24 protein-coding genes are annotated in these 24,493 nt (G+C 60.6%); 13 read left to right on the top strand and 11 right to left on the bottom strand.

Features of this window, described 5'->3' with window-relative positions:
- Positions 1-83: 83 nt before the first annotated feature.
- Positions 84-941: an isocitrate lyase/PEP mutase family protein gene (locus tag RH950_RS10375; RefSeq protein WP_350056390.1), complete on the bottom strand. Its 858-nt coding sequence runs from the start codon at positions 939-941 to the stop codon at positions 84-86.
- 141 nt (positions 942-1,082) lie between these two features.
- Here RH950_RS10375 and RH950_RS10370 point away from each other — a divergent pair, with 141 nt between their 5' ends.
- From RH950_RS10370 to RH950_RS10355, 4 genes are all read left to right on the top strand, one after another.
- Positions 1,083-2,480, top strand: coding sequence for a dipeptidase (locus RH950_RS10370; RefSeq protein WP_350056388.1), 1,398 nt, complete (start codon positions 1,083-1,085; stop codon positions 2,478-2,480).
- Positions 2,481-2,730: 250 nt separating this feature from the next.
- The gene (locus RH950_RS10365) at positions 2,731-3,294 is read left to right on the top strand and encodes a GNAT family N-acetyltransferase (protein ID WP_350056386.1); all 564 of its coding nucleotides are present in this window, start codon (positions 2,731-2,733) and stop codon (positions 3,292-3,294) included.
- Between the two features lie 32 nt (positions 3,295-3,326).
- Entirely contained in the window at positions 3,327-4,085 is a 759-nt protein-coding gene (locus RH950_RS10360; RefSeq protein ID WP_350056384.1) for a sulfite exporter TauE/SafE family protein, read from the top strand.
- A 44-nt stretch (positions 4,086-4,129) separates the two neighbouring features.
- Complete coding sequence (locus RH950_RS10355; protein WP_350056382.1) at positions 4,130-4,798, top strand: glutathione S-transferase family protein; 669 nt, start codon at positions 4,130-4,132, stop codon at positions 4,796-4,798.
- Between the two features lie 20 nt (positions 4,799-4,818).
- Here the strand turns inward: RH950_RS10355 and RH950_RS10350 are convergent, their stop codons facing one another.
- Positions 4,819-5,592, bottom strand: coding sequence for a tetratricopeptide repeat protein (locus tag RH950_RS10350; RefSeq protein WP_350056380.1), 774 nt, complete (start codon positions 5,590-5,592; stop codon positions 4,819-4,821).
- Positions 5,574-6,356 (bottom strand): alpha/beta fold hydrolase, encoded by a 783-nt coding sequence (locus tag RH950_RS10345; protein WP_350056378.1) that lies wholly within the window; start codon positions 6,354-6,356, stop codon positions 5,574-5,576. The genes RH950_RS10350 and RH950_RS10345 overlap by 19 nt, the downstream gene beginning before the upstream one ends.
- Positions 6,357-6,467: 111 nt before the next feature.
- Here RH950_RS10345 and RH950_RS10340 point away from each other — a divergent pair, with 111 nt between their 5' ends.
- Complete coding sequence (locus tag RH950_RS10340) at positions 6,468-7,637, top strand: glycosyltransferase family 4 protein (protein WP_350056376.1); 1,170 nt, start codon at positions 6,468-6,470, stop codon at positions 7,635-7,637.
- Complete coding sequence (locus RH950_RS10335) at positions 7,627-8,592, top strand: glycosyltransferase family 9 protein (protein WP_350056374.1); 966 nt, start codon at positions 7,627-7,629, stop codon at positions 8,590-8,592. Before RH950_RS10340 ends, RH950_RS10335 begins: the two co-directional genes overlap by 11 nt.
- On the opposite strand, the gene RH950_RS10330 is transcribed toward RH950_RS10335, so the two are convergent.
- Both RH950_RS10330 and RH950_RS10325 read right to left on the bottom strand, forming a co-directional pair.
- Positions 8,589-9,500 carry an FkbM family methyltransferase gene (locus tag RH950_RS10330; protein ID WP_350056372.1) on the bottom strand — a complete coding sequence of 304 codons (912 nt, stop codon included), beginning with the start codon at positions 9,498-9,500 and terminating at the stop codon, positions 8,589-8,591. The genes RH950_RS10335 and RH950_RS10330 overlap by 4 nt on opposite strands.
- Positions 9,501-9,607: 107 nt before the next feature.
- Positions 9,608-10,447 carry an FkbM family methyltransferase gene (locus RH950_RS10325; protein ID WP_350056370.1) on the bottom strand — a complete coding sequence of 280 codons (840 nt, stop codon included), beginning with the start codon at positions 10,445-10,447 and terminating at the stop codon, positions 9,608-9,610.
- 318 nt (positions 10,448-10,765) lie between these two features.
- Here RH950_RS10325 and thrS point away from each other — a divergent pair, with 318 nt between their 5' ends.
- The 5 genes from thrS (at position 10,766) to RH950_RS10300 (ending at position 16,056) form a co-directional block, all read left to right on the top strand.
- On the top strand, positions 10,766-12,685 hold the full coding sequence (gene thrS / locus RH950_RS10320) for a threonine--tRNA ligase (RefSeq protein ID WP_350056368.1): 1,920 nt from the start codon (positions 10,766-10,768) through the stop codon (positions 12,683-12,685).
- Positions 12,686-12,786: 101 nt separating this feature from the next.
- Positions 12,787-13,275, top strand: coding sequence for a translation initiation factor IF-3 (infC, locus tag RH950_RS10315; protein WP_350056366.1), 489 nt, complete (start codon positions 12,787-12,789; stop codon positions 13,273-13,275).
- Positions 13,276-13,426: 151 nt separating this feature from the next.
- On the top strand, positions 13,427-14,464 hold the full coding sequence (gene hemH / locus RH950_RS10310) for a ferrochelatase (protein WP_350056364.1): 1,038 nt from the start codon (positions 13,427-13,429) through the stop codon (positions 14,462-14,464).
- A 275-nt stretch (positions 14,465-14,739) separates the two neighbouring features.
- Positions 14,740-15,324, top strand: a complete 585-nt coding sequence (locus tag RH950_RS10305) for a hypothetical protein (protein ID WP_350056362.1) — start codon at positions 14,740-14,742, stop codon at positions 15,322-15,324.
- A gap of 219 nt (positions 15,325-15,543) precedes the next feature.
- Positions 15,544-16,056 carry a hypothetical protein gene (locus RH950_RS10300; RefSeq protein WP_350056360.1) on the top strand — a complete coding sequence of 171 codons (513 nt, stop codon included), beginning with the start codon at positions 15,544-15,546 and terminating at the stop codon, positions 16,054-16,056.
- An 85-nt stretch (positions 16,057-16,141) separates the two neighbouring features.
- Here RH950_RS10300 and pheT read toward each other — a convergent pair whose 3' ends face one another.
- From pheT to rpmI, 4 genes are all read right to left on the bottom strand, one after another.
- Entirely contained in the window at positions 16,142-18,541 is a 2,400-nt protein-coding gene (gene pheT / locus RH950_RS10295; RefSeq protein WP_350056358.1) for a phenylalanine--tRNA ligase subunit beta, read from the bottom strand.
- Positions 18,538-19,614 (bottom strand): phenylalanine--tRNA ligase subunit alpha, encoded by a 1,077-nt coding sequence (pheS, locus tag RH950_RS10290; protein ID WP_350056356.1) that lies wholly within the window; start codon positions 19,612-19,614, stop codon positions 18,538-18,540. The genes pheT and pheS overlap by 4 nt, the downstream gene beginning before the upstream one ends.
- 135 nt (positions 19,615-19,749) lie before the next feature.
- Positions 19,750-20,115 (bottom strand): 50S ribosomal protein L20, encoded by a 366-nt coding sequence (gene rplT, locus RH950_RS10285; RefSeq protein WP_193172694.1) that lies wholly within the window; start codon positions 20,113-20,115, stop codon positions 19,750-19,752.
- 15 nt (positions 20,116-20,130) lie between these two features.
- On the bottom strand, positions 20,131-20,328 hold the full coding sequence (gene rpmI, locus RH950_RS10280) for a 50S ribosomal protein L35 (protein ID WP_028467118.1): 198 nt from the start codon (positions 20,326-20,328) through the stop codon (positions 20,131-20,133).
- Positions 20,329-20,575: 247 nt separating this feature from the next.
- On the opposite strand from rpmI, the gene RH950_RS10275 reads away from it, so the two are divergent.
- Together RH950_RS10275 and RH950_RS10270 are read left to right on the top strand one after the other, a co-directional pair.
- The gene (locus RH950_RS10275) at positions 20,576-20,998 is read left to right on the top strand and encodes a hypothetical protein (RefSeq protein ID WP_350056353.1); all 423 of its coding nucleotides are present in this window, start codon (positions 20,576-20,578) and stop codon (positions 20,996-20,998) included.
- Between the two features lie 299 nt (positions 20,999-21,297).
- Complete coding sequence (locus tag RH950_RS10270) at positions 21,298-22,902, top strand: lysine--tRNA ligase (protein ID WP_350056351.1); 1,605 nt, start codon at positions 21,298-21,300, stop codon at positions 22,900-22,902.
- Positions 22,903-23,008: 106 nt separating this feature from the next.
- Here RH950_RS10270 and RH950_RS10265 read toward each other — a convergent pair whose 3' ends face one another.
- Both RH950_RS10265 and RH950_RS10260 read right to left on the bottom strand, forming a co-directional pair.
- Positions 23,009-23,350 (bottom strand): hypothetical protein, encoded by a 342-nt coding sequence (locus tag RH950_RS10265; protein WP_350056349.1) that lies wholly within the window; start codon positions 23,348-23,350, stop codon positions 23,009-23,011.
- A gap of 32 nt (positions 23,351-23,382) precedes the next feature.
- Positions 23,383-24,492 carry a RelA/SpoT domain-containing protein gene (locus RH950_RS10260; protein ID WP_350056347.1) on the bottom strand — a complete coding sequence of 370 codons (1,110 nt, stop codon included), beginning with the start codon at positions 24,490-24,492 and terminating at the stop codon, positions 23,383-23,385.
- Between the last annotated feature and the right edge of the window lies 1 nt (position 24,493).

Here is a 24,493-nt window from a genome sequence, read left to right as displayed (position 1 = left end):
CGACAAAAGCTATGCGCAAAGTCTGGCCAGTTCTTCCACCATGACAAATCGACTTCCACAATGCGGCAAGAGACTGCCACATATCAGTCCTGCGCGTGGGCCTTCTCGAAGTCCCAGACATCGCCGAAACCCATGGTTCGGGAGAAGGCACCGAAATCATCCAGCTTCTGGGATGCGCCCTTGCTCGATCCGGTCTCTTTCAGGCGGCCATAGACGGAGCGGAGCGCCGCGCCCATGGCCAGAAATCCGGTACCCGGGTAAATCGCCATGGAATAGCCCAGCTCGGTATATTCCTCCGCGCTCAGCACCGGCGTCTTGCCGCCCTCGACCACATTGACCAGCAGCGGCTTGTCGAAGGCGGCGCAGATCTTTTCCATCTCTTCGACCGTTTCCGGCGCTTCGATGAAGAGCACATCCGCTCCCGCCCTGGCGAAAGCCTCACCCCGGCGCAGGGCTTCGTCGAGACCGTAATTGGTGCGCGCATCGGTGCGGGCGACAATGGCGAAATCCGGATTTTCCCGGCTTTCCACCGCGACCTTGATCTTCTGCACCATGTCCTCGAGCGGAATCACCTTCCGGTTCGGGGTATGCCCGCATTTCTTCGGAAATTCCTGATCCTCAAGCTGGATGCCGGCTGCCCCCGCCGCCTCGTAGCCGCGCACCGTGTGCTGCACATTCAGCAATCCGCCATAGCCGGTGTCGCCGTCCGCGACCAGCGGCGCCGAGACCGTATCGGCCAGCACCTTCACCCGGCCGACCATGTCGGTGTAACTGGCAAGGCCCGCATCGGGCAGACCAAGATGGGAGCCGACAGCGCCGTAGCCGGTCATGTAAAGCGCCTCAAAGCCGAACTCGTCGGCGATGCGCGCTGAAATACCGTCGAAGATACCGGGGGCAATCAGAAGCTTGCCCGGCTTGATCAGGTCCATTAGCCGCGTCACGGCGCATCCTCCAGAGATTTCGGGCTCAAGCCCTTGTTCCGGGGACGATACCCAGCCAGACTGCCGACAATCAATGCCCGCGCTTTCCACTCTCGGAAATACTGCCTGCGCGGAACGCCCTCAATTCAGACATGGTGTCCCATGACCAAGGATCTTCTCACCCCCGTCCTCGCCAGAATCGATGCGGGACTGGAGCAGTCGGTCGAACGGCTTGTCGACGTGCTGCGCATCCCCAGCATCAGCACCGACCCGAAATTCGACCCCGACGTTCATCGCGCCGCCGCCTGGATGGCGGACCAGCTGACCGGGATCGGCTTCGACGCCGCCGTGCGCCCGGCCAAGAAGCACCCGATGGTGGTCGGCCACATGAAGGGCCCGGAAGGCACGCCGCACATCCTTTATTACGGCCATTACGATGTGCAGCCGGCCGATCCCTATGAGCTCTGGGACAGCGATCCGTTCGAGCCGGTGATCGTCGAGGCCGAACGCGGCAAGCGCATCGTCGCCCGTGGCGCGGTCGACGACAAGGGCCAGGTCATGACCTTCATCGAGGCCTTCCGGGCCTGGATGGAGGTGCACGGCTCCCTGCCGATCAGCGTGACCGTGCTGCTGGAGGGCGAGGAGGAAAGCGGCTCCGAGAGCCTTGAACCTTTCCTTTCGGCCAACAAGGACGAGCTCAGCGCCGATGCCTGCGTGGTCTGCGATACCGGCATGTGGGCGGTCGACAAGCCCGCCATCACCTACATGCTGCGCGGCATCGTCTCCGTCGAGGTGAAGATCAAGGGCCCGAGCCGGGACCTGCATTCCGGCATGTATGGCGGCGGTGTCATCAATCCGATCAACCTGCTCTCCAGGATCCTCGGCGACTTCCATGACGAGACCGGCCGGATCAGGATCGGGGGCTTCTACGACGATGTCCTGCCCGTCGGCGACAACGAGCTGAAGCAATGGGCCGGGCTCGGTTTCGACGAGAAGGCCTTCCTCAGTGAGGTTGGGCTGGAAGTGCCGGGCGGCGAGCAGGGCTTCACCGCGCTGGAGCGGATCTGGGCCCGGCCGACGCTGGACGTCAACGGCATCACCGGCGGCTATCAGGACCCGGGCGGCAAGACCGTGATCGCCTCGGAGGCATCCGCCAAGATCACCTGCCGGCTGGTGCCGGATCAGGACCCGGACAAGATCATCGCCGGACTGAAGGCCTTCGTGACCGAGCGCCTGCCGAAGGGTTACAGCCTGGAAATCGTCCATGAAGGCGGCTTCCCGGCGCTGCGCGTGCCGACGGAGTCCGACTATCTGAAGGCGGCGGTTGCCGGGCTCAGGGACGAGTACGAAACGGAGCCGGTGCTGATCGGCTGCGGCGGCTCCATCCCGGCAGCCGGATCGATCCGCAACCTGCTCGGCATGGACAGCCTGCTGGTCGGTTTCGGTCTGGAAGATGACAGGGTGCACAGCCCGAACGAGAAGTTCGAAATGGTCTGCTTCCACCGGGGCATCCGGTCCAACGCCGCCATCATGGCGCGGCTGGCGGAACTCGCCGGATAACCGGCATACCTTCCCTTGAAAAGCGCTGCGGGGGCGTCTCCGCGGCGCTTTTTTTCTTGGCAGGTCACGACCTTATGCAGTATCTGGCAATGAGTTTGGGAAATTGGATGCCATGAAAACTACGGCCAGCACAGAGCGACGAGCAAACCCGCGACGACGACGTATCGCCGCGCGTAGTGCGCTGTCCGTCATCACGCTCTAGGCCGCTTCCCTTTTCGGGACGGCCATTCCAAGGCCGGAAGTCCCGACAATGATCGTCATCGAACAAGAGAATGCCGCCGACGCGGCTGCCATTGAGTCCCTGCTGGATATCGGTTTCGGCGCGGACCGTCTTTCCAAGACCGTCTACACCCTGCGGCAGGGCCCGTCCGTGCCGTCCCTCAGCCTCGTCGCCCGCACCGGGTTCGACGCCAAAGTCGGCGCCTCCATCCGCTTCTGGCGCTGCGACGTGAAAGACGCAGACAAGATCCTGCCCGCACTTATTCTCGGCCCCCTGGTGGTCGACCCGGCCCTGCAGGGCAAGGGCCTCGGCCGCACGCTGGTGGCCCGGGCGCTGGAAGAAGCGGATCAGGAAGGCTGGGATCTTTGCCTGGTGGTTGGCGAAGCCTCCTATTACAGCCCCTACGGCTTCGTGCTGGCAGAGCCCTACGGGTTCGAGCTGCCGGGGCCGGTCGACCAGCCGCGCTTTCAGGTGCGTGCTCTGCCGGACCTGTTGAAGTCGCTTGTGGCGGAACCGACAGTCCGCAAAGTGCTGCCTTGGAGCGGCACGGCAAGTGGCGTAGAAGGTGCCGGGGCCGCATCCTGCGCCGCCTGAGTCCCTGACGCCGACAAAGGTTCCGCCAAGTAATGTTCGAGGTGATGAATTTCGGGTGGGACCTGCATTTCTGGGCCGTCGCCCTCGTCGCCACTCTGCTCGGCGGGATCGTCCGCGGCTTCACGGGATTCGGGTTCGCGCTGATCCTGATCAGCGCCTTGCTGCTGGTTGCCGATCCGGTATCCGTCGTTCCCCTCACCCTGATCATCGATCTCCTGGCCGGCTTCACCCTGCTGCCGCGCACCTATCGTGATGTTCATTGGGTTGGCATCCGGCACCTCATGATCGGCTCCGCCATCGGTGTACCCGCCGGCTTCGCCTGCCTGCTTCTGGTCGCGCCGGAGCCGATGAAGATTGCGATCTATGCAGCCGTGCTCGTATCGGTGATCCTGATCGCCTGCGGCTTCAAGATGGCCACCGTCCCGAACAACAGGATGCTTACCGGGACCGGCATTGTCTCTGGATTGATGTCCGGCGCCGCCGGCGTGCCCGGCCCGCCGATGGTGTTGCTCTATCTTTCCTCGCCGCTGCCGGTCGCCATCACCCGGGCAACGGGGATCGCCTTCTTCATCTTCGTCGATATATTCGCCATTGCGCTTGCCGCCTACAAGGGGCTGATAGACGCAGACATGCTGATCCGCTGCGCCATCCTGGCGCCGGTCATGGCGGTCGGAACCTCGATCGGGCACAGGCTTTTCGGCATCACACGCCCCGAAACCGTCAAGCTGGCGGCGATTATCCTGCTCGGCGTGCTGGCGATTGTCGGCATTGGCAAGGTTCTGATAGTTTAGCGCCGCCAACCACAAGGCACCCCCCGGACCTAACGGTGAATTGAATGCCGACCCTCTATCACCTCTGGATTTCGCCCTTCTGCCGGAAGATCCGCGTGTCCCTCGGCGAGAAGAAAATCGAGACCGAAACCAAGGTCGAACAGATCTGGGACCGGCGCCCGGATTTCCTCGCCATGAACCCAGACGGCACGGTCCCTGTCTTTGTCGATGATGACGGCACCGTGGTGGCCAACTCTGGCGCCATCTCCGAATATCTCGAAGAGACCCGGACGGAAGTGCCGCTGCTGCCGGGCGATGCGGCGGCACGCGCCGAAATCCGCCGCCTGGTCGCCTGGTTCGACCGCAAGTTCAACGCGGAAGTGACCGAATTGCTGGTCGGCGAGAAGCTGATGAAGCGCTTCCTCGGCACCGGCGAGCCCTCAAGCGCGGCGATTCGCGCAGGGCATAAGAATATCGTCACTCATCTCGGTTATATCGGTTTCCTGGCGGAGCGCCGGAACTGGCTCGCCGGAGACCATTTCAGCCTCGCCGACATCGCCGCTGCCGCCCATATCTCCACCGTCGACTATATCGGCGACGTGCCGTGGGAGAAGTATCCGGAGGCCAAGGAATGGTATGCCCGGGTCAAGTCCCGCCCGAGCTTCCGCCCGCTGCTCTCCGATAACATTCCGGGCATTCGGCCGCCGGCGCATTACGCCAATCTGGATTTCTGACGGCAGGCCGGAACAACCGGTCACCGCGTCATGACGTCCATCTCTTCGATACGCCGCCGCGCGGCGGCGGCTGCCTGCGAGTCCGGGGCGATCTGAATTACCTGCAGCCAGTCGATGCGGGCCCCGTCCAGATCCCCCCGATACTGCCGGAGTATACCCCGCTCCAGCAGCGCATCCGGGTCGTACGGCACCATATTCAGGACTGCATCGATCTCATTTGCCGCTTCATCGAGACGGTCGAGCTGACGCAGTGCCACGGCTCGGTAGGTATGGGCCTCGACCAGGTCCGGCCGGCGCCTGATCGCCTCGTCAAGATCGGCGAGAGCCGGCGCGAACCGTTCCAGATCCATCAACGTCACCGCCCGGTCGACCCAGAGATCCGGATCGTCCGGTGCGAGATCCAGCAGGGTGCTCTGCAATTTCAGCGCCTTGTCCGGACGTCCGGCGAGATACCAGGCCTGCCCGGCCTGCATCAGGATGCCCCCCAAGAGAGCCGTACGCGCCGTCCCGAGGTCTGTCGCCAGACGCTCCAGCCTCGCGGCAGCCTCACCGTATTGGCCAAGCTGAAGCAAGGCTACGGCGAGGCAATGCCGGGCCGGGATGCCACCGCCCTGCTGGTACCAGGCAAGACCGCTGCCATAGGCATCCTCGGGTCGCTCCAGGGCCAGCGTCATGCAGGCCTGGTATTCCTGCTGATGATCTATCTCCGCCGCCACGGCCCGGAACGGCGTGACCGGGAACAGAACCATGCCGGCGAGCAGAGCGGCCGCCGGGATCAGCCGGCCGCGTCGCACAGCGCCCCCACGGTCCGGGACAGAATGGCGAGATCCCGGTCGGTCGAAAGCCGGTGGTCGCCGTCCTTCACGAAGCGGATCTGGACATCCTCACTCTCGACAGTCTCGGCGATGCGCAGCGAAAGCTCATACGGTACCGATTCATCCCGCATGCCATGCAGCAACCGCACCGGCACCGTGATCGGCATCTTCTCCCGCATGACCAGATGCGCGCGGCCATCCTCGATCAGCTTCATGGTGATGGTGTAGGGCTCATCACTATATTCGGAAGGCTCGTAATAGACCCCGTCGCGCTCAAGCGTCTGTTTGATCTCGTCAGAGAATTCCGCCCACATCAGGTCTTCTGTAAAGTCCGGCGCGGCGGCAATGCCGACCAGACCGGCAAGGCGATCCGGCCGGTGCAGCGCCGCCTGCAGCATGATCCAGCCGCCCATGGAAGAGCCGACGAGAACCAGCGGGCCGTCCGTGACCCGGTCGATCAGGTAGAGCGCATCGGAAAGCCAGGTTCCGATGCAGCCATCCTCGAACTTTCCCGACGACTGGCCGTGCCCCTGATAATCCAGCCGCAGGAACGCCTGCCCACACTCCCGCGCCAGAGCCTCGAGCGCCAGCGCCTTGGAGCCCGTCATGTCGGACATGAAGCCGCCGAGGAAGACAATTGTGGGTCCGCGTCCGTCCAGTTTGTGATAAGCGAGACGCGCGCCGTCCGGCTTTTCGATATAGAGAGGCACGGGGTCCGGCGATAGCTGGGTTTGCTCAGTCATTGTGGTAAACTTCATGACAATGAAAACAACATGCTTGGAACGCCGGTGAACGACGGCCACTCCATGAGGCCTAACATACCGAACCTCCGCCAATCGAGCGGCGATTACGATATGTTCCGCCGACCGCATCAGGACAAGAAGCCGGTCGTTCTCCAGATCCTTCCCGCCCTGGTGTCCGGCGGCGTGGAACGGGGCACCATCGATGTTGCCCGTGCGCTTGTCGAAGCCGGCTGGGACGCCCTGGTGATTTCCGCAGGCGGCCCGATGGTGCACGACCTGACCCGCGTCGGTGCCCGCCATATCCAGCACCCGCTCGGCTCCAAGAACCCGCTCAGCTGGCGGCAGAATTTCGACTGGCTGGTCGATGTCATTTATCAGGAAAATGTCGATATCGTGCATGCCCGCTCACGCATGCCGGCCTGGATTGTCTGGCGCGCGGCGCGCAAGAACAAGGTGCCGTTCGTCACCACCTTCCACGGTCGCTTTCCGGACACCAACCCGCTGAAAAAACTCTACAACTCCGTGATGGTCCGGGGAGACCGGGTGATCGCCATCTCGCATTTTGTCGCCCATGAGATCACGACGCGGTTCGGTACGGGCAGCGACAAGTTGCGGATCATCCCGCGCGGCGTGAATGTCGACCTGTTCACCCCGGACGGCGTCTCCGCAGAACGGATGATCAAACTGAGCCGCGAATGGCGCCTGCCGGACGGTGTTCCTGTCATCGTCATGCCGGGGCGGATTACCCGGTGGAAAGGCCATGACATCCTGATCGATGCCCTGACGAAGCTGGGCGACCAGCCGGTCCACTGCATCATGGTCGGCTCCTATGCGGGCAAGGAAAGCTACAAGGCCGAACTCGAGAGCAAGATCGCCAAGGCCGGGCTTACCGCCTCGGTCATGTTCTCGGGCGCCGTGGCGGACATGCCCTGCGTCTACCAGCTTGCGGATGTCGTGGTTTCCGCCTCCATCGATCCCGAACCGTTCGGCCGGGTGATGATCGAGGCACAGGCCATGGGCCGGCCGATCGTCGCGACCGACCATGGCGGCGCGCGGGAATCCGTCCTGCCCGGAAAGACCGGGTTCCTGGTGAAACCGAATGACGCGGATGCGCTCGCGGATGGTATCCGCACCGCACTCAGCCTCTCGGCCGAGCAGCGCGCCATCGTCTCCGAAACCGCCGTCGCGCATGTGCGGGAGCATTACACGACGGGCGATATGTGTGCCCGGACGCTCTCTGTTTATCAAGAAGTCCTGCCGCTCTCGCCAAATGCCGGATAACTCCAGAAAGCAGACTGACGCGGATCGTAACCGCCGGCGCATTCTTGTCATCAAGCTTGGCGCGCTCGGCGATTTCATCTACGCGCTTGGCCCGATGCAGGCGATCCGCCGCCATCATCCGGAGGCGGAGATCACCCTGCTGACCCGGCCGGCCTATGCCGAACTCGGCGAACGGTCCGGTCTTTTCGACAGGGTCTGGACAGACACGGAGCCCAAGCTCTTCAATCTGCCCGGCATACTCTCCCTGCGCGCCAGACTGACAGGCGCAGCGTTCGATAGGGTCTATGACCTGCAGACATCGGACCGGACCGGTTTCTATTACCGGCTGCTCTGGCCCGGCCCGAAGCCCGAATGGTCCGGCATCGTTCCCGGCTGCAGCCATTACCATCACTATGCGCGCCCGACCCTGATCCATACCCAGGATCGTCAACGCACTCAGCTTGAAATCGCCGGGATAACGGATGTTGGCCCGTCCGATCTCACCTTCATGGACAGCGATATCGGACGATTCGACCTGCCGGATCCGTTCGCGCTGCTGATCCCCGGGTCGTCCCTGAAGATGGCAATGAAACGCTGGCCGGCGGCCTCCTACGGAGAAATCGGCCGGCGTCTGCACAAGGCGGGGATCACGCCTGTGCTGCTCGGCGGCACGGAAGATCAGGACGCCATTAAGACCATCCGGGAAATCTGCCCCGAAGCGCGCGACCTGTCGGGCCAGACCACCCTCTATGACATTCCGGCTCTCGCCCGCGCAGCCCGCCGTGCCATCGGTAATGACACCGGCCCGATGCACATGGCCGCACTTTCGGGTTGCCCGACCATTGCAATTTTTTCGACGAAAAGTTTTCCGGAAAAGGCCGCACCGCGCGGCGAGAATGTAACCCTGCTTGTGGAAGAGGACCTGGCCCGCCTCAGTGTCGACAGCGTCTGGAACGCCATAGCGGCGGACAATTAACCCCGGTTGTCCGTGCTGAAAGACAGGTTGATCGACGCCAGATGTGATTCGGTAAAGATTTCGCGGCGCGGGGTCGCCCCGAACAATGCCATTTGGTCACTGCCCGGCGGCACGGCAATTGCGCTCGCACAAACAACCGCAGGCATGTCCTCGATCGATCGTTTCTTGAAGTTCGGCGCCGCGAATATATAGGCGGTGAAAACAAAGATCCGGTAGCCACGGGTTCGGAGCGCGGTCACCCAGGACGTATCATCCGCAGGGTTTCCGATTTCGAGACTCAGGTGTGGCTGAAACCGGTCAATCGTTTCCAGGCCGCCCCTGATCACAGCCGCTTCAAAGCCCTCTACATCGACCTTGATAAAATCGCAGCGATCAAGCTTCAGGGAATCAATCGAGATCATCTCGGTCGGGACATCGCGACCGTTTGATCCGATGAAATGGGTGGCAAGAGACAACGTCCCGAAATTGAACTTTTCGATTTTCTCGGGGTTTGGGCTAGGAAAGGTGGTCTGGCCGACGGCCTCGGACACGGCGGATCGATGGACGATGATGTTCTCCCGCCGGTTAAGCGCGCAGTTATGCATCAGCAAACCGTTTGCGAATTCACTCGGCTCAAAGGCGTGCACTGTTCCGCCAGAGCCAACCAATTCTGAGAAATGCAGGCTCATCAGACCGATGTTGGCGCCGACGTCAAGAACCGTCATGCCCGGCTTGACGATGTTTCGATAAACGCGCATTTCGCCGAGACAATAGTCTCCACATTCGGCGAGGGCATCATACAGATAAATATCTGTGACAGGGAATGCGACCCGCCCGACGCGCGTATCGGTGCACATGCAGCGATCAAACCGCGGGGCGAATTCATTCATAGACAAAATGCTCATGGATAAAGTGACGACACCCGTCACTATTAAATGTTTCGCGGTCTGCTAACAAGTCGACCGGCTGGACAAAAGGGCCTCTCGGGCAGATTAGGTTTGACGACATCCGCCAAGACCAAGGTGCTCGAACGATCCTAATACCGTGGGCGCTTCTGGTATCGGCGACATTCCGCCGACAGGTCGTAAAGCGTCTTAACCTCGCGGCGAGGAATATCGCCCAGACGCTCAAGATGGCTTTCGGTCGGCGGAATACAGACTGCATTCACGGAAACATCCGTCGTCAGATTTGAGATATCACGGCCTTTGAAATTCGGCCACGCGACGACCCGGTAGGCCATCACGAAGACTCTGTAGCCAAGTTCGCGGAGAGGGACGAGCCAGGACAAATCGTCCTCTTCAAAACCAGTCTCAATGCTGAGGAATGGTGTGAATTTTGCGATCGTATCCAATGCACCGGAAACAACGGCAGCTTCATGCCCTTCAACATCGATCTTGATAAGGTTGCATTGATCGAGCGCCAATTCGTCAAGCGTGATCAATTGCGTTTCGACAAAACGCCCCGGGACCTTTCCTGATTGAATCGAAAGGGACATGGACCCGAAATCAATCCGATCAATCTTCTCCAAATCGGGATCCAGAAAATGCCCCGTTCCAGACGCGTTGGAAATGATCGCCCGGGTCACCTTCGCATTGCCAATAGCATTCTGTGCCAGATTGTGTCGCAGGATATCGTAAGCGAAGGGACTGGCCTCGAATGAGTGCACTGCCCCGCTCGGCCCCACCGCATTCACAAAGCACATTGTCATTGCGCCAATATTAGCTCCGACATCAACAACCAGATCGCCGCTGGAGAGCAATCGCTCATAAACGAGCATTTCGCCGCGGCAATAATCACCGCATTCGGCGAGCGTCTGAACCAGATACCGGTCCGCCGCCGGGAAGGTTATTCTCCCATACCGGAAATCGGTGCTCATGCAGTTGAGGAAACTGAGGCTCGTGCTATTCATTCGCTCCGCTTATCAGTTTTGATCGTCCTGCACTATCCCAGAAAGCGCAGCAGCATGCACCGCAGGCCAGTCTTTCCTTGCGGCAAAGCGGTTCTGGCGCTACATAGCCCAACCATGCGCAACGGCAGATTTTACGGACCCATGTGGCATCCGACCCAGATCATCGTGACTAGTTAGCCGTTTCGGCCTGGCCGGCCGAGACGGCATAGGGATGGGCAATGTCCCCTCTCCAAGGCCTCGCAAAAAACATGTCACGAAAAACACCCCCAAAAGGGTTCCAAGATCATGCCTGCCATTACACTCCCCGACGGCTCAATCCGTTCCTTCGATGCTCCCGTCACCGGCGCGGAAATCGCTGCCGATATCGGTCCTGGCCTGGCGAAGGCGGCGATCGCCATCCGCATCAACGGTGCGCTGAGCGATCTCAGCCTGCCCATTGCCGAAGACAGCCAGGTCGCGCTGGTCACCAAGAAGGACCAGGAAGCGCTTGAACTGATCCGGCACGACTGCGCCCATATCATGGCCGAAGCCGTACTGGAGCTATATCCCGAAACCCAGGTCACCATTGGCCCGGCCATCGAGAACGGCTTCTACTACGACTTCTTCCGGGAAGAACATTTCACGCCGGAGGACCTGGAAAAGATCGAACAGCGGATGCATGAAATCGTCGACCGCGACGAAGCCATCACCCGCGAGGTCTGGGACCGGGACGACGCCGCGCTGCATTACAAGAAGGTGCACGAACCGTTCAAGGTCGAGCTGGTCGAGACCATCCCCGCGGGCGAGAGCATCAGTTTCTACCGTCAGGGTGATTTCCTTGATCTCTGCCGCGGCCCGCACATGCCGTCGACGAAATATACCGGCCATGCCTTCAAGCTGATGAGCCTGGCCGGAGCCTACTGGCGCGGCGACAGCAACCGGCCGCAATTGCAGCGTATCTACGGTACCGCCTGGCCGGACAAGAAGCAGCTCGATGCCTACCTGAACATGCTGGAGGAAGCGGAAAAGCGCGACCACCGCAAGCTGGGTCGCGAGCTGGACCTGTTCCACATCCAGGAAGAGGCCGTCGGCTCCGTCTTCTGGCATCCGCAGGGCTGGACGCTGTACCGGCAGATCGAGAACCACCTTCGCAAAAAACTCGACCGCGCCGGCTATCAGGAGGTGAAGACTCCGCAGTTGATCGACCGATCCCTGTGGGAAGCCTCCGGGCATTGGGACAAATTCCGCGAGAACATGTTCACGGCCAATGCCGAGGACGACAAGGTCCTCGCCCTGAAGCCGATGAATTGTCCGGGCCATGTGCAGATCTTCAAGCAGGGCCTGAAGAGCTATCGCGACCTGCCGCTGCGGCTTTCCGAATACGGCTCCTGCCACCGGAACGAGCCGTCCGGTGCGCTGCACGGCATCATGCGGGTGCGCGCCTTCACGCAGGATGATGCGCACATCTTCTGCACCGAGGAGCAGATCACCGAGGAAAGCGTGAAGTTCTGCGAGCTTCTGTCCGCGGTCTACAAGGATTTCGGCTTTACCGACGTGCGGGTGAAATTCTCCGACCGTCCGGAAGTCCGCGCCGGCGAAGACGCGATCTGGGACAAGGCCGAGAAATCCCTGAGCGATGCCTGCGTCGCCGCAGGTCTCGATACCACGCTGAACCCCGGTGAAGGCGCTTTCTATGGCCCGAAACTGGAATTCGTGCTGACCGACGCCATCGGCCGGGACTGGCAGTGCGGCACCTTGCAGGTCGATTTCGTCCTGCCGGAGCGGCTCGACGCCTCCTATATCGACGAAGCCAGCAACCGCAAGCGGCCGGTCATGCTGCACCGGGCCATCTTCGGCTCCATGGAGCGCTGGATCGGCATCCTGATCGAGCAATATGCCGGACGCTTCCCGCTCTGGCTGGCGCCGGTACAGGCCGTGGTCGCCACCATCACCAACGACGCGGATGACTACGCGGCCGAGGTCATGGCCGCTGCGAAAGCTGCCGGATTGCGGGTTGCGATGGACCGCCGGAACGAAACGATCAATTATAAGATCCGTGAGCACAGCGACGCCAAGATCCCGGCGATCCTCGTCGTCGGCCGTCGCGAGGCGGAAGAAGGCAAGGTCGCTCTCCGGCGACTCGGCGGGAAAGCGCAAGAAGTGCTTGCACTCGACGAAGTGATTACTAGACTTAAAGATGAGGCTCTGGCACCGGATCACATCTGATCCGGGCCGGTTCCTGACCACACAACAGAAACAGAAAATAAAGGAGGCGATAGATCGCCAGACCACCATTCAATCAGCCGCCGGCCAAGGATGGCCCCCGGGTGAACCGTGATATTCTCGCTGAAAAAGTCCGCTGCATCGATCCTGAAGGGGAAATGCTTGGCGTGCTGACTGTTCGCGAAGGCATTCTAAAAGCCGAAGAGTTTGGCCTCGATCTGGTCGAAGTGTCGCCGAACGCGGATCCGCCCGTCTGCAAGATCCTCGACTATGGCAAGTTCAAGTACGAGGCCCAGAAGAAGAAGAACGAAGCCAAGAAGAAGCAGAAAATCATTGAAATCAAAGAGATCAAGCTGCGTCCGAATATCGACGAGCATGATTTCGAGGTGAAAATGAGGAATGTGCGCAAGTTCATCGGCGAAGGTGACAAGGTGAAAGTCACCCTGCGGTTCCGCGGCCGTGAAATGGCGCATCAGGATCTCGGCATGAACGTGCTGAACCGGGTCCGCGACGAGATGGAAGAAGCGGCCAAGGTCGAGTCCTATCCGAAGATGGAAGGCCGGCAGATGACCATGGTCATCGCCCCCCGCTAACCGCTACGCGCCGCGCGACATTTCGTCGCCCATTTTGGTCCGATGGCCCCGCTCAGGCGGGGCCTTGGCATATTTACGGACCGCGGGGCTGGCCCCGGAGGCTCCGCGCCCTAAGTTGGAACCGTTTTAAGCAACCCGTCCGGACTTATTCATGGCCCTCTCCCCCCGAAACCTGCCCTCTGATCATCCCGCGCTGCCGGCCCCGAAAATCGGCGTGCTGTTGCTCAATCTCGGGACGCCGGACGCGACGGACACCAGATCCATTCGCCGCTATCTGAAAGAGTTCCTCTCGGACGAGCGCGTGATCGAGGTCAATCCGCTGCTGTGGAAGCTGATTCTCAACCTTGTCATCCTGCCGACGCGGCCTGCCAAGACCGGTCATGCCTATCAGCAGATCTGGGTCAAGGAAACGGACGAGTCACCGCTGCGCCTGCATACCCGCAACCAGTCGGCCAAACTGGCGGAAATGCTGGCGGACAAGCACCCGGATGTCATCGTCGACTGGGGTATGCGCTACGGCAATCCGAGCACCGAGAGCAAGATCCGCGAACTGAAGGACAAGGGCTGCGAGCGTATCCTGCTGGTCGCGCTCTATCCGCAATACGCCGCCAGCACGACCGCGACCGCCTATGACAAGGCCTTCGAGGCCTTGATGAAACTGCGCTGGCAGCCGGCCGTCCGCACCGCCCCGGCCTACCACGACGAACCAACCTATATTGCAGGTTTGGCCAATTCGATCGAGACCCACCTCGCCGGTCTCGACTGGACACCGGATCTCGTCATCACCTCCTATCACGGCCTGCCGGAGCGCTATTTCCTGAATGGCGACCCCTATCACTGCCACTGTTTCAAGACCACGCGCCTGGTCCGGGAGCGGCTCGGCTGGGCGGAGGACAGGATGATGGTGGCCTTTCAGTCCCGCTTTGGCCGAGAGGAGTGGCTGAAACCCTACCTGCAGGATACGGTCGAAGGCTTGCCGGCAAAAGGCGTGAAGAACCTCGCCATCATCTGCCCCGGCTTTTCCGCCGACTGCGTGGAGACACTGGAAGAAATCAATATCGGCATACGGGAAACCTTTGCCGAGGTCGGCGGCGAGAATTTTGCCTATATCCCATGCCTGAACGCCAGCGACGACGGCATGAAGGCGATCGTGACCGTGGTGAAGCGAGAGTTGCAGGGCTGGATCTAGATCGTCACGCAGTTCGCGCCGCCGATGCAATGAAGGTTTCGCTCCCTCCAAGCATGGGATATTGGGTGATTCCATATTTTAATATTGAGTAAAATTATCGACAATTATAGCGCATGTAAATTCTACTTACTTCATTAAATAAACTTCAAATATATCGTGACATGAAGATAAACAGCCTAACAAGTACTTCTATTTTTCACTGGTTTCTTTGCAAAAATACCCCTATCATAAATATGAAATAAAATTCGATACCGTCATCACAAGAGGTCAAGTCGATGTTCGGATTCGGTAAAGAAAAAAGCGCTGAGGAGGAAGCTGAACAACGCCAGATCGACGCGATGAAAGTGTCGATTGAAAGCGCACTTGTTCAGATGAAGCAACAAGCCCAGGCCGGGCTGACCGATCGCTGTGAAGCGGGGGCCAAGCGGCTTACAGAGGCCCTGAAGAACCCGAAACTGCCAAAAGACTACGCCAAGCAGGTCCGCGACGGAGTCGACCGATTGCTCTTGCATGCCTTCATGAAAGCAACGGCGCTCGCCTCCAAGGAAGCCATCGATGCCGGCAAGGCAGACGATCTGGAAAAGCGCTCTGCCAAGATCAAGGAAGCGCGCGAGAAGCTGTCCGGCGCCATGAAGTACAAGGCGCCGCAGGACTTCAAGCAGCAGTGCGAGCGTATGCTGGAGGTCGCGTTGATGTCTGGCGGTGTGAAGGCGAAGGGCCCGACGAAGGCCAAGCCCCGAGACTTTGCGCCAAAAGTCGAGAACCGCGCCAAGCCGGTCAATACCGCCCCGCAGGCGCCGGACAAGGCGAAGGGACCAGGCGCACAGCAGCATGAGTACGCAAAGCCGGTCGGATCATAGGCCAGCGGCGCGCTCACCGACGGCATCAATGCGACGGGTCCAAAATCGGCCGAACCATTCGAAAACCCCTTGAATCCGTATCGTCTCCGCTCCGGCTCCAACGGCCAACAATATCAATTCCGATGAATCTCGCATTTTTATGTAGCAATTACATAAAAAGCATTTTAATATTTACCGATCATTAACCACGCACCATCAACAGAAAGTTGGAGGATGCCAATGTTCGGTGACACGAAAACCAGACCTGTCGAGGAAGACGCGGCGCTCCGCCGGATCTACGAGTTGGCGCCCGTCGTCAACGGAGCCCTCTTCCAGATCAAGAAACAGGCTGAAAGCGGCCTTACGCGCCGCTGCGAAGCGTCGGCCACCTGCCTGAAAGACGCGATCAAGAGCGCCAAACTCCCGAAAGACTATACCGACGAAACAACCGAAGCCGTCGACGCTCTCATGCTGCAGGCCTATATGAGGGCGACAGCTGCCGCCTCCATGGCCGCGATTGAAGCCGGCATGGAAGACGAGATCGAACGCCGGGCGATGAAGATCAAGGAAGCCCGCGAGAACCTGTCCGGTGCCATGAAGTACAAGGCGCCCCGGGAATTCCAGCGCAAATGCGAGCGCATGCTCGAAACCGCTCTTTATTCCGGCGGCATCAGGGCGAAAGGGCCGACCAGGGCCAAGCCGCTCGACGAAGCCCCGAGACCGGAGAACCGCGCCAAGCCGGTCGAGCACTGACTCCCGATCCCGAACTCCGTACATCACTCCAAACGAGAAACGCCGCCTTAACTGGCGGCGTTTCCATCCGTGATCCTGTATTCGCTTACCCCCGGATGCGCCCGCCCGTCACCTTCTCGACCCGGGCGATGATCTTGCGGGTCACGTCGCCGATCTGCTCGTCCGTCAGGGTCGCGTCGACCGGTTGCAGGGTGACCTGGAGAGCGATGGATTTCTCCGTCTCTTCCAGACCCTTGCCCTGATATTCATCGAACAGATGCACGCCAGAAATCAGCGCCTTGTCGGCACCGGCCGCGGCCCGGACCAGTTTTTCCGCAGGCACGTCCTTCTCCACCACGAAGGCGAAGTCGCGGGTCACCGGCTGGAACGGGGAGAGCTTCAGGAACGGCTTGGCCGGGCCCTTGGCTTTCGGTGTCGGCACCTTAGCGAGGAAGATCTCGAAGGCCACAGCCGGGCCTTTCAGGTCCATCGCCTTCAGCACCTTCGGGTGCAGCTCCCCGAAGGTCGCCAGCACGTTCGGGCCGAGACGCAGCGCACCGGAACGGCCCGGATGGTACCAGGCAGGCGCATCGGTCGAGACCTGCAGGTTGCCCGCCGGGGCATCCAGTGCTTCCAGCAGCGCCATCACGTCGGCCTTGGCATCAAAGGCATCCACGGCACGGGTCGAGCCGGCCCAATCCTTCGGACCGGTGCGCCCGGCACGCAGGCCTGCCACCACCGTGGACTGGCCCTTCGGCGTCGCGTCCGCATATTGCGGGCCGACCTCGAACAGGGCGGCGTCTCCGATACCCATATTTCCGCCGCGGACAGCCGCCGCGATCAGGTTCGGCAGGATCGAGGGACGCATCACGTCCAGCTCGCTGGAGATCGGGTTGACCAGCTTCAGCTCGTCAGCGCCACCGCCGAAGAGCTCCGCCTCGTCCTGCGACAGGAAGGAGAAGGTGACCGCCTCCATCATGCCCCGGGAGGCCAGCAGGCGCTTGGCCGTGCCTTCCCGCACCTGCGCCTTGCTCAGCGCCGGCTCCGGCACGACATGCTCCGTCGGCATGGAGACCACAGGGATCTCGTCATAGCCGTTGATCCGGATGACTTCCTCGACCAGACAGGCCTCGCCCTCGACATCGCGATAGCGCCAAGGCGGCATGGCCGCGCTGATCGCTTCGCCGCTGCCGGAGACCTCGAAGCCGAGCCGCGTCAGGATATCCTTCGCCCGCTCTTCCGGCACGTCGATACCGGCGAGGCCCTTGATCCGGGAACGCCGCAGCGTGATAGTCCGCTTCCAGTCCTCTTCCTGGCCATGCACCACCAGCTCGCTCGCCTCCCCGCCACAGATATCCAGCACAAGCTTGGTGGCGAGATGAACACCCCAGGTCGGGCCGGTCGGGTCGAGGCCGCGCTCGAAACGGTAGCGGGCATCGCTCAGCACGTTCAGCTTGCGGCCTGTCATGGCGACCGAGATCGGATCGAAGATCGCCACTTCGAGGTACATGTTCACGGTCTCGTCGGAACAGCCGGTCCGCTCGCCGCCCATGATCCCGGCCATATCGTCGATGCCATGCTCGTCGCCGAGCACCAGCATGCCGTCCTCGAAGGTGTAGGTCTTCTCGTTCAGCGCTTCGTATGTCTCGCCGGCCTTGGAGAGACGGATGCGGATCTTGTCGCCGGAAACCTTGTCCGCGTCATAGGCATGCAGCGGACGGCCGACATCGAGCATCATGTAGTTGGTGATATCGACCAGCGCCGAGATCGGGCGCAGACCGACGGCAACCAGCCGGTCCTGCATCCATTTCGGGCTCGGGCCGTTCTTCACGCCCCTGAAGTAACGGCCGACCACGTAGGGCACCAGCGACGGCTCCGGCACGTCCACGTCCCAGGTGATCGGGCTTGCGAAAGTGCCCTTTATTTCCGGGATATCGAGCGGCTTCAGGGTGCCGAGACCGGCAGCGGCCAGATCGCGGGCAATACCGCGCACACCGAGGCAGTCCGCCCGGTCCGGCGTGATGGCGATATCGATCACCGGATCGTCCAGCCCCGCATATTCGGCGTAGGACATGCCGACCGGCGCATCTTCGGCCAGATCGATGATACCGTCATGCTCGTCGGACAGGCCAAGCTCGCGCTCGGAGCAGAGCATGCCGTTGCTCTCCTCGCCGCGGATGACGCCTTTCTTCAGATCGACGCCGGTGCCCGGAACATGGCTGCCGGACGGGGCGAAGACGCCCTTCATGCCGGTGCGTGCGTTCGGCGCACCACAGACCACCTGGATGGTCTCCGTGCCGGTATCGACCTTGCAGACGCGCAGCCGGTCCGCGTTCGGATGCTGCACCGCCTCGATGACATGGGCGATGGTGAAGGGCGACAGCTTTTCAGCCGGATTGATCAGCTCCTCGACCTCAAGCCCGAGCATCGGCAGGGTGTCGCAGATCTGCTCGAGCGTGGCCTCGGTCTCGAGATGCTCCTTCAGCCAGGACAGCGAGAACTTCATCGGTTGAGCCCTCCGGCCAGATTGGGAACATCGAAGGGCATGAAGCCGTAATGCTTCAGCCAGCGCAGGTCGCTGTCATAGAACGGGCGCAGATCGGGGATGCCGTATTTCAGCATGGCAATCCGCTCGATCCCCATACCGAAGGCGAAGCCCTGATATTCGGTCGAGTCGATGCCGCAATATTCCAGCACCTTCGGATGCACCATGCCGCAGCCGAGAATTTCCAGCCAGTCGTCGCCGGCGCCGATCTTGAACTCGCCGTCCTTGCGGGTGCAGCCGATATCGACCTCGGCCGACGGTTCGGTGAACGGGAAGTAAGACGGGCGGAAGCGCACCGGCAGATCGTCGACGCCGAAGAAGGCGCGGCAGAAATCGATCAGGCAGCCCTTCAGGTGGCCCATATGGGTACTCTTGTCGATCACCAGCCCCTCGACCTGATGGAACATCGGGGAGTGCGTGGCGTCATGGTCCGAGCGAAAGGTGCGGCCCGGGCAGATGATCCGGATCGGCGGGGTCTGTTTCTCCATGGTGCGGATCTGCACCGGGGAAGTATGTGTGCGCAGGACGCGCGGCGTGCCGCTCTCGTCCGGTGGCAGGTAGAAGGTATCGAGCTCCTGACGGGCCGGATGCTCGGGCGGGATATTGAGCGCGGTGAAGTTGTAGTAGTCGCTCTCGATATGCGGCCCTTCGGCGACGGAGAAGCCCATCTCGGCGAAGATCTGGATCAGCTCTTCTGTGGTCTGCGTAAGCGGGTGCACCCGGCCGGATGTCTCCGGACGGGCCGGCAGGGAGACGTCAATCCGCTCGGCCAGAAGCCGGGCGTCCAGCGCTGCATCCTCAAAACCGGTCTTGCGCGCCTCGATGGCAGCCTGGATCTCGTCTTTCAGCCGGTTCAGGGCTTGTCCGGCTTCCTTGCGCTGCTCCGGATCGAGACCGCCGAGCTGCTTCATCAGGCCGGTGATGCGGCCCTTCTTGCCAAGAGCGCCGACACGGAGCTCCTCAAGTGCGGCAAGATCTCCCGCGTTATCAACGGCGGCGGCGAGTTCCGCTCTCAGTGTTTCAACGTCCTGCATGATCCTCATTCACCCCAAATCGATGCCGGTTCCGGCCCAGCGCGGGTTCCTTAAAGCAAAAGGGGCCCGGCTAAGGCCAGACCCCTTTTCAACTCTTTTACCGAAAGACATCCGGAACAGGTTCCGGAAAGACTTTTAGTCGGCAGTTCCGAGCGCGGCCTGGGCTTGATCGACCAGGCTTTTAAACGCCGCCGGCTCGTGGATCGCGAGATCCGAGAGCACCTTGCGGTCGAGCTCGATACCGGCCTTCTTCAGACCATTCATGAACTTCGAATAGGTCAGACCATAGCTGCGCGCACCGGCATTGATGCGCTGGATCCAGAGCGCGCGGAAATCGCGCTTGCGGACCCGGCGATCGCGATAGGCGTACTGAGCCGCTTTCTCCATCGCCTGTACGGCAACGCGGAATACGTTCTTCCGGCGGCCGTAATAGCCTTTGGTCTTATCCGTAACTTTCTTATGACGGGCGTGAGCCGTGACGCCCCGTTTTACACGTGCCATCTCTGGTGCCCTTTCTTAAGCGTACGGAAGGAATTGTTTGACGATCTTCGCATCGGCATCGGACAGGATCATCGTCCCCCGGGCCTTGCGCTTCATCTTCTGGGATTTGTTCGACAGCTGGTGGCGCTTGTAGGCGACGTTACCACGCACCTTGCCGCTGCCCGTGAGCCGGAACCGCTTCTTGGCGCCGCTCTTGGTCTTCATCTTGGGCATTTCGATCTCCGTTTTAGCGGTTACTACCTGCCGGCCAGGCATGCCCTACAAGCCATGACGCGGCGCTGCCCCACAATCTCTCATGGGGAGGCGGGTTTATACAGAGCGGGCGTGGGAGAATCAAGCGGTCTGTGACACCGGATGCCGTGACCCGGCCATGCAGAAAACCGATGGATCGATTGCCGAAGCCGATGCGTCGTGAGAAAATCGCGCAATATCCGGCTCAACAGCGATTAGGTGGTGATCCATGGATAACAATGGCGAGACCGACGGACCTCCAGGACTCTGTTTTGTCGTCACGTCGCACGACCCGCTGGCGCACGACCTGCGGGACCGGATCGCGGAACCCGCCATCCACAAGGCGGGATTGCTGGTTCTGCGATCGGACGATGTTGAACTGGGTGATCGGCACGCTCCGACAATCTGGACATCGATCGAGAAGTCAGCTGCCATACTTGCGGTCGTGACGGCGCAAAGCCCGCACGTCTTCTACGAACTCGGCATTGCGCACGGTCTTGGGAAAAAGACCCTTGTCGTCGTCACGGAAAATATCGAACTGCCTGTCGATACCTCCGAAATGAACGTGTTCTATGTCGATGGGGATGCGCTGGAGAACAGGGAGCTCCCGGCCAAGCTGGCCGAGATCCTGAAGCCAGCCGGCCGCGGTTAGGGGCTGAATACTGGCGCGTCCCGTCGGCAGGGAGACCAGCCCGGAAAGACCGGCCGGGCCGCGCCGATAGCGGACGGTGAGGCCGGAACGCCAAGGCTCGAAACGGGCCTGAGGACTGGCGGGAGGCCGCGCCCCTCCACTCCCCCGGGAACCTCGCTTGCGCCGTGCCAGATATAGCGCGCCAATCCGAGGAGCTCGCCTTTTGCTGGATTCCGGGTTCCGCCGCGCGCGAATCGTTGACCTCGGCCCCGCTCCGCCCTAGCTTCCGGCGCATTATGCTGAAGCTCAAGGAAAAAGACATGACGTCCCTTATCCCCGCCGAGATCGCCGAGAACGCCCGCGCCTGGCCGTTCGAGGAAGCGCGAAAGATCGTTGCGCGGATCGGGGGCAAGAAACCGGAGAAGGGCCATGTCATCCTGGAGACCGGCTACGGCCCGTCCGGCCTGCCGCATATCGGCACTTTCGGCGAGGTCTTCCGCACCACCATGGTGCGCCGCGCCTTCGAGCAGCTCATGCCGGACGTGCCGACCAGGCTGATCGCCTTCTCCGACGACATGGACGGTTTCCGCAAGGTGCCGACCAACCTGCCGAACCAGGAGATGCTGGCGGAGTATCTGAACAAGCCGCTGACCCAGGTGCCGGACCCGTTCGGCACGCATGAGAGCTTCGGCGCGCACAACAACAACCGGCTGATGGAATTCCTCGACGGCTTCGGCTTCGAGTACGAGTTCATGTCCTCCACCGACTGCTACAAGAGCGGCATGTTCGACACGGCGCTGCTGGAAACCCTGCGGCACTACGACGAGATCATGGCCATCATGCTGCCGACCCTCGGCAAGGAGCGGCAGGCGACCTACTCGCCCTTCCTGCCGCTCTGCCCGACCACCGGCAACGTGCTGCAGGTCGCCATCATCGAGCGCAACTCGGATGCCGGCACGGTCGTCTATGAGGACCCGAACGGCGGCGGCAAGGTCGAGGTGCCGGTCACCGGCGGGCATTGCAAGCTGCAATGGAAGTGCGACTGGGCCATGCGCTGGCACGCGCTCGGTGTCGATTACGAGATGTCCGGCAAGGATCTGATCGACAGCGTCAAGCAGAGCTCCAAGATCTGCCGCACCCTCGGATCGAAGCCGCCGGAGAGCCTGAGCTACGAGCTGTTCCTCGACGAGGAGGGCGGCAAGATCTCCAAGTCCAAGGGCAACGGCCTCTCGGTCGAGGACTGGCTGCGCTACGGCTCGCCGGAAAGCCTGTCTCTGTTCATGTTCCAGCAGCCGAAGCGGGCGAAAAGGCTGTATTTCGACGTCATCCCGAAAAACACGGACGAGTATTTCCAGTTCCTCGACAAGCTGGAAGACGAAAGTGACGAGGCCAAGAAGGTCGAGAACCCAGCCTGGCACATCACGCAAGGGCGCGGGCGCGGCAACGAAGAGAAAGTGCCGCTCAGCTTCGGCCTGCTGCTGAACCTCGCGAGCGTCTGCCATGCCGAGGACACTTCCGTGCTCTGGGGCTATATTGCCCGCTACGCGCCGGGTGCCACACCGGAAAGCCATCCGGAGCTGGACCGCATGGCAGGCTATGCGGTGAATTATTATCAGGACTTCGCCCGGCCGCAGAAGAGCTACCGGACGCCGGACGACAATGAACGCGCGGCCCTTCTGGATCTGGTCGGCGAGCTGAAAGCCCTCGCCCCGGACGCCGATGCGGAAACCATCCAGACCCAGGTCTACGAGGTCGGCAAACGCCACGATTTCGAGAACCTGCGCGACTGGTTCAAGGCGCTCTACCAGGTCCTGCTCGGCCAGGACCAGGGCCCACGCTTCGGCAGCTTCATCGCGCTCTACGGGCGGGACGAGACCATCGCGCTGATCGAGAAGGCACTGGCGGGCGAGGATCTGGCGGCCTGAAAATGGCCGGTGCTCACTCGGCGACGAATCGTATCTATTGTTACTTCCTAATAAAAAACGCCCCCAGAAAGTCTGGGGGCGCATGAAATCCGTATAACCTGCATCGTTAGGCGTTATGTGGGCTCCAAGTCCCATCTTCCAAGTAGGCCTTATAGCTGCCGCTCGGCAGATCAATCCGCATATCACGCCAAATATTAATCTTCATGAACTCGCTCTCTATCGCCTTCGGGTCGATCCCATCTCCAATTGTCAGGTCGACGAAAAGCGCCAAAAGCATCAGAATCTTTTCATCATCAGGCGCCTCGTGAAAATGCCGATCACAGTTTCCTGTTGAGGCCAGATAGCCATCGCTAAAGTGCTTGCAGTCTGGCCAAGAAACTACGGCGACGTTCCTTTGTTCCCTTGGATACCCGTTCCAGACCACCATGAAAGCATCACTACTAAACATCTTGGTGTCCTCTATAATGAAGGGTGGGCATGCTAGTTGACCGGACGGTTTTTCCAAAATTCTAGATTGAGCGACACCCCCTTGAAAGAAGGCGTCAGTTCTGCTGTATTTCCATCAAGTATACGACGCAAATGCCGGACAAAATCACTTACATCAAGAAAATAGTTAGGAAAAGCAGCTTCTAGACTCTTTGCTTTTTGCACTTCAACCAACACCGTATTCACCCGACCATTCTTTTCGGCCTCGATATAAGCCTTAGAACTCTCGTCAAAGTCGTCGTGGTACGGCCAAACGGTAACGATACGCTCTTCCAAGTCAAATCTCAAAATGCAATACCGGCTGAAACGAACGCCGGGAACAGATGCGTAACTGATGGCATGGTTATAGCCATCAAGTGTCTCAGCCGCGTTGAGTTCCCGAGAAAGATCCCGGAGCTCTTTACGACGGATCCTCGTATTTTCGCTTGCCGTCGGTCCGATTGGTCGATTCTCAGCAACGGCAAACTCTGCTGACATCAGCTCGAAGAACCGGAGCCAAGTTTGGTTTCCTTCTTGCCACTTTAGATGGTCGCCAGTGAACAGGCCGACAGCCTCAACCGCCGTTGCCCAGGCGTGTTGCAAACGTGATCGAATCTGAACTTCGATGAACTGTCGCTCATACACCCGGTCCCAGTCATCTCGAGCGTTATATTTGAAGATGAGATGATGGCTACGGTAACCGTCTCGCTTTGGCTCCGCGATATAGTCGTTCTGGCGAACAAGTCGATGCAAAGCCGATTCGTGATACAGCGAAACAAGTGCATCAACGTCGCGCTCGCGAGGCAAGACCACACGGCAGCCTGCAATATCTTGAAGCTGATACAGCGTCTCCGCCTTATTTTGCAACTTTCGCCTGATCGACTGCATGCGCTTCAATCTCGCCGCAGTGATAACTTCTTCGCCAAACTGCCGGGATTTGGCACTCAGTTCGTAATGAATTCGACTCATCGGATAGGCGAAAGAATCGCGCCAGGTATGGGCCACCAAAAAGGCATCTATCACTTCTTTGGTCCGGTCCGTATTCCGAGCCGCAATGACTTTGCCGGCGGCCTTGATCTGCCGCTTCGAACTATCCGAGCTCGTGTAATCAGATTTGGCTATCATC

Source organism: Nisaea sp., assembly GCF_040217065.1.
Classification (GTDB): Bacteria; Pseudomonadota; Alphaproteobacteria; order Thalassobaculales; family Thalassobaculaceae; genus Nisaea.
The sequence above is the reverse complement of the archived record's forward strand: the minus strand, read 5'-3'. Positions and strand labels throughout refer to the sequence as shown.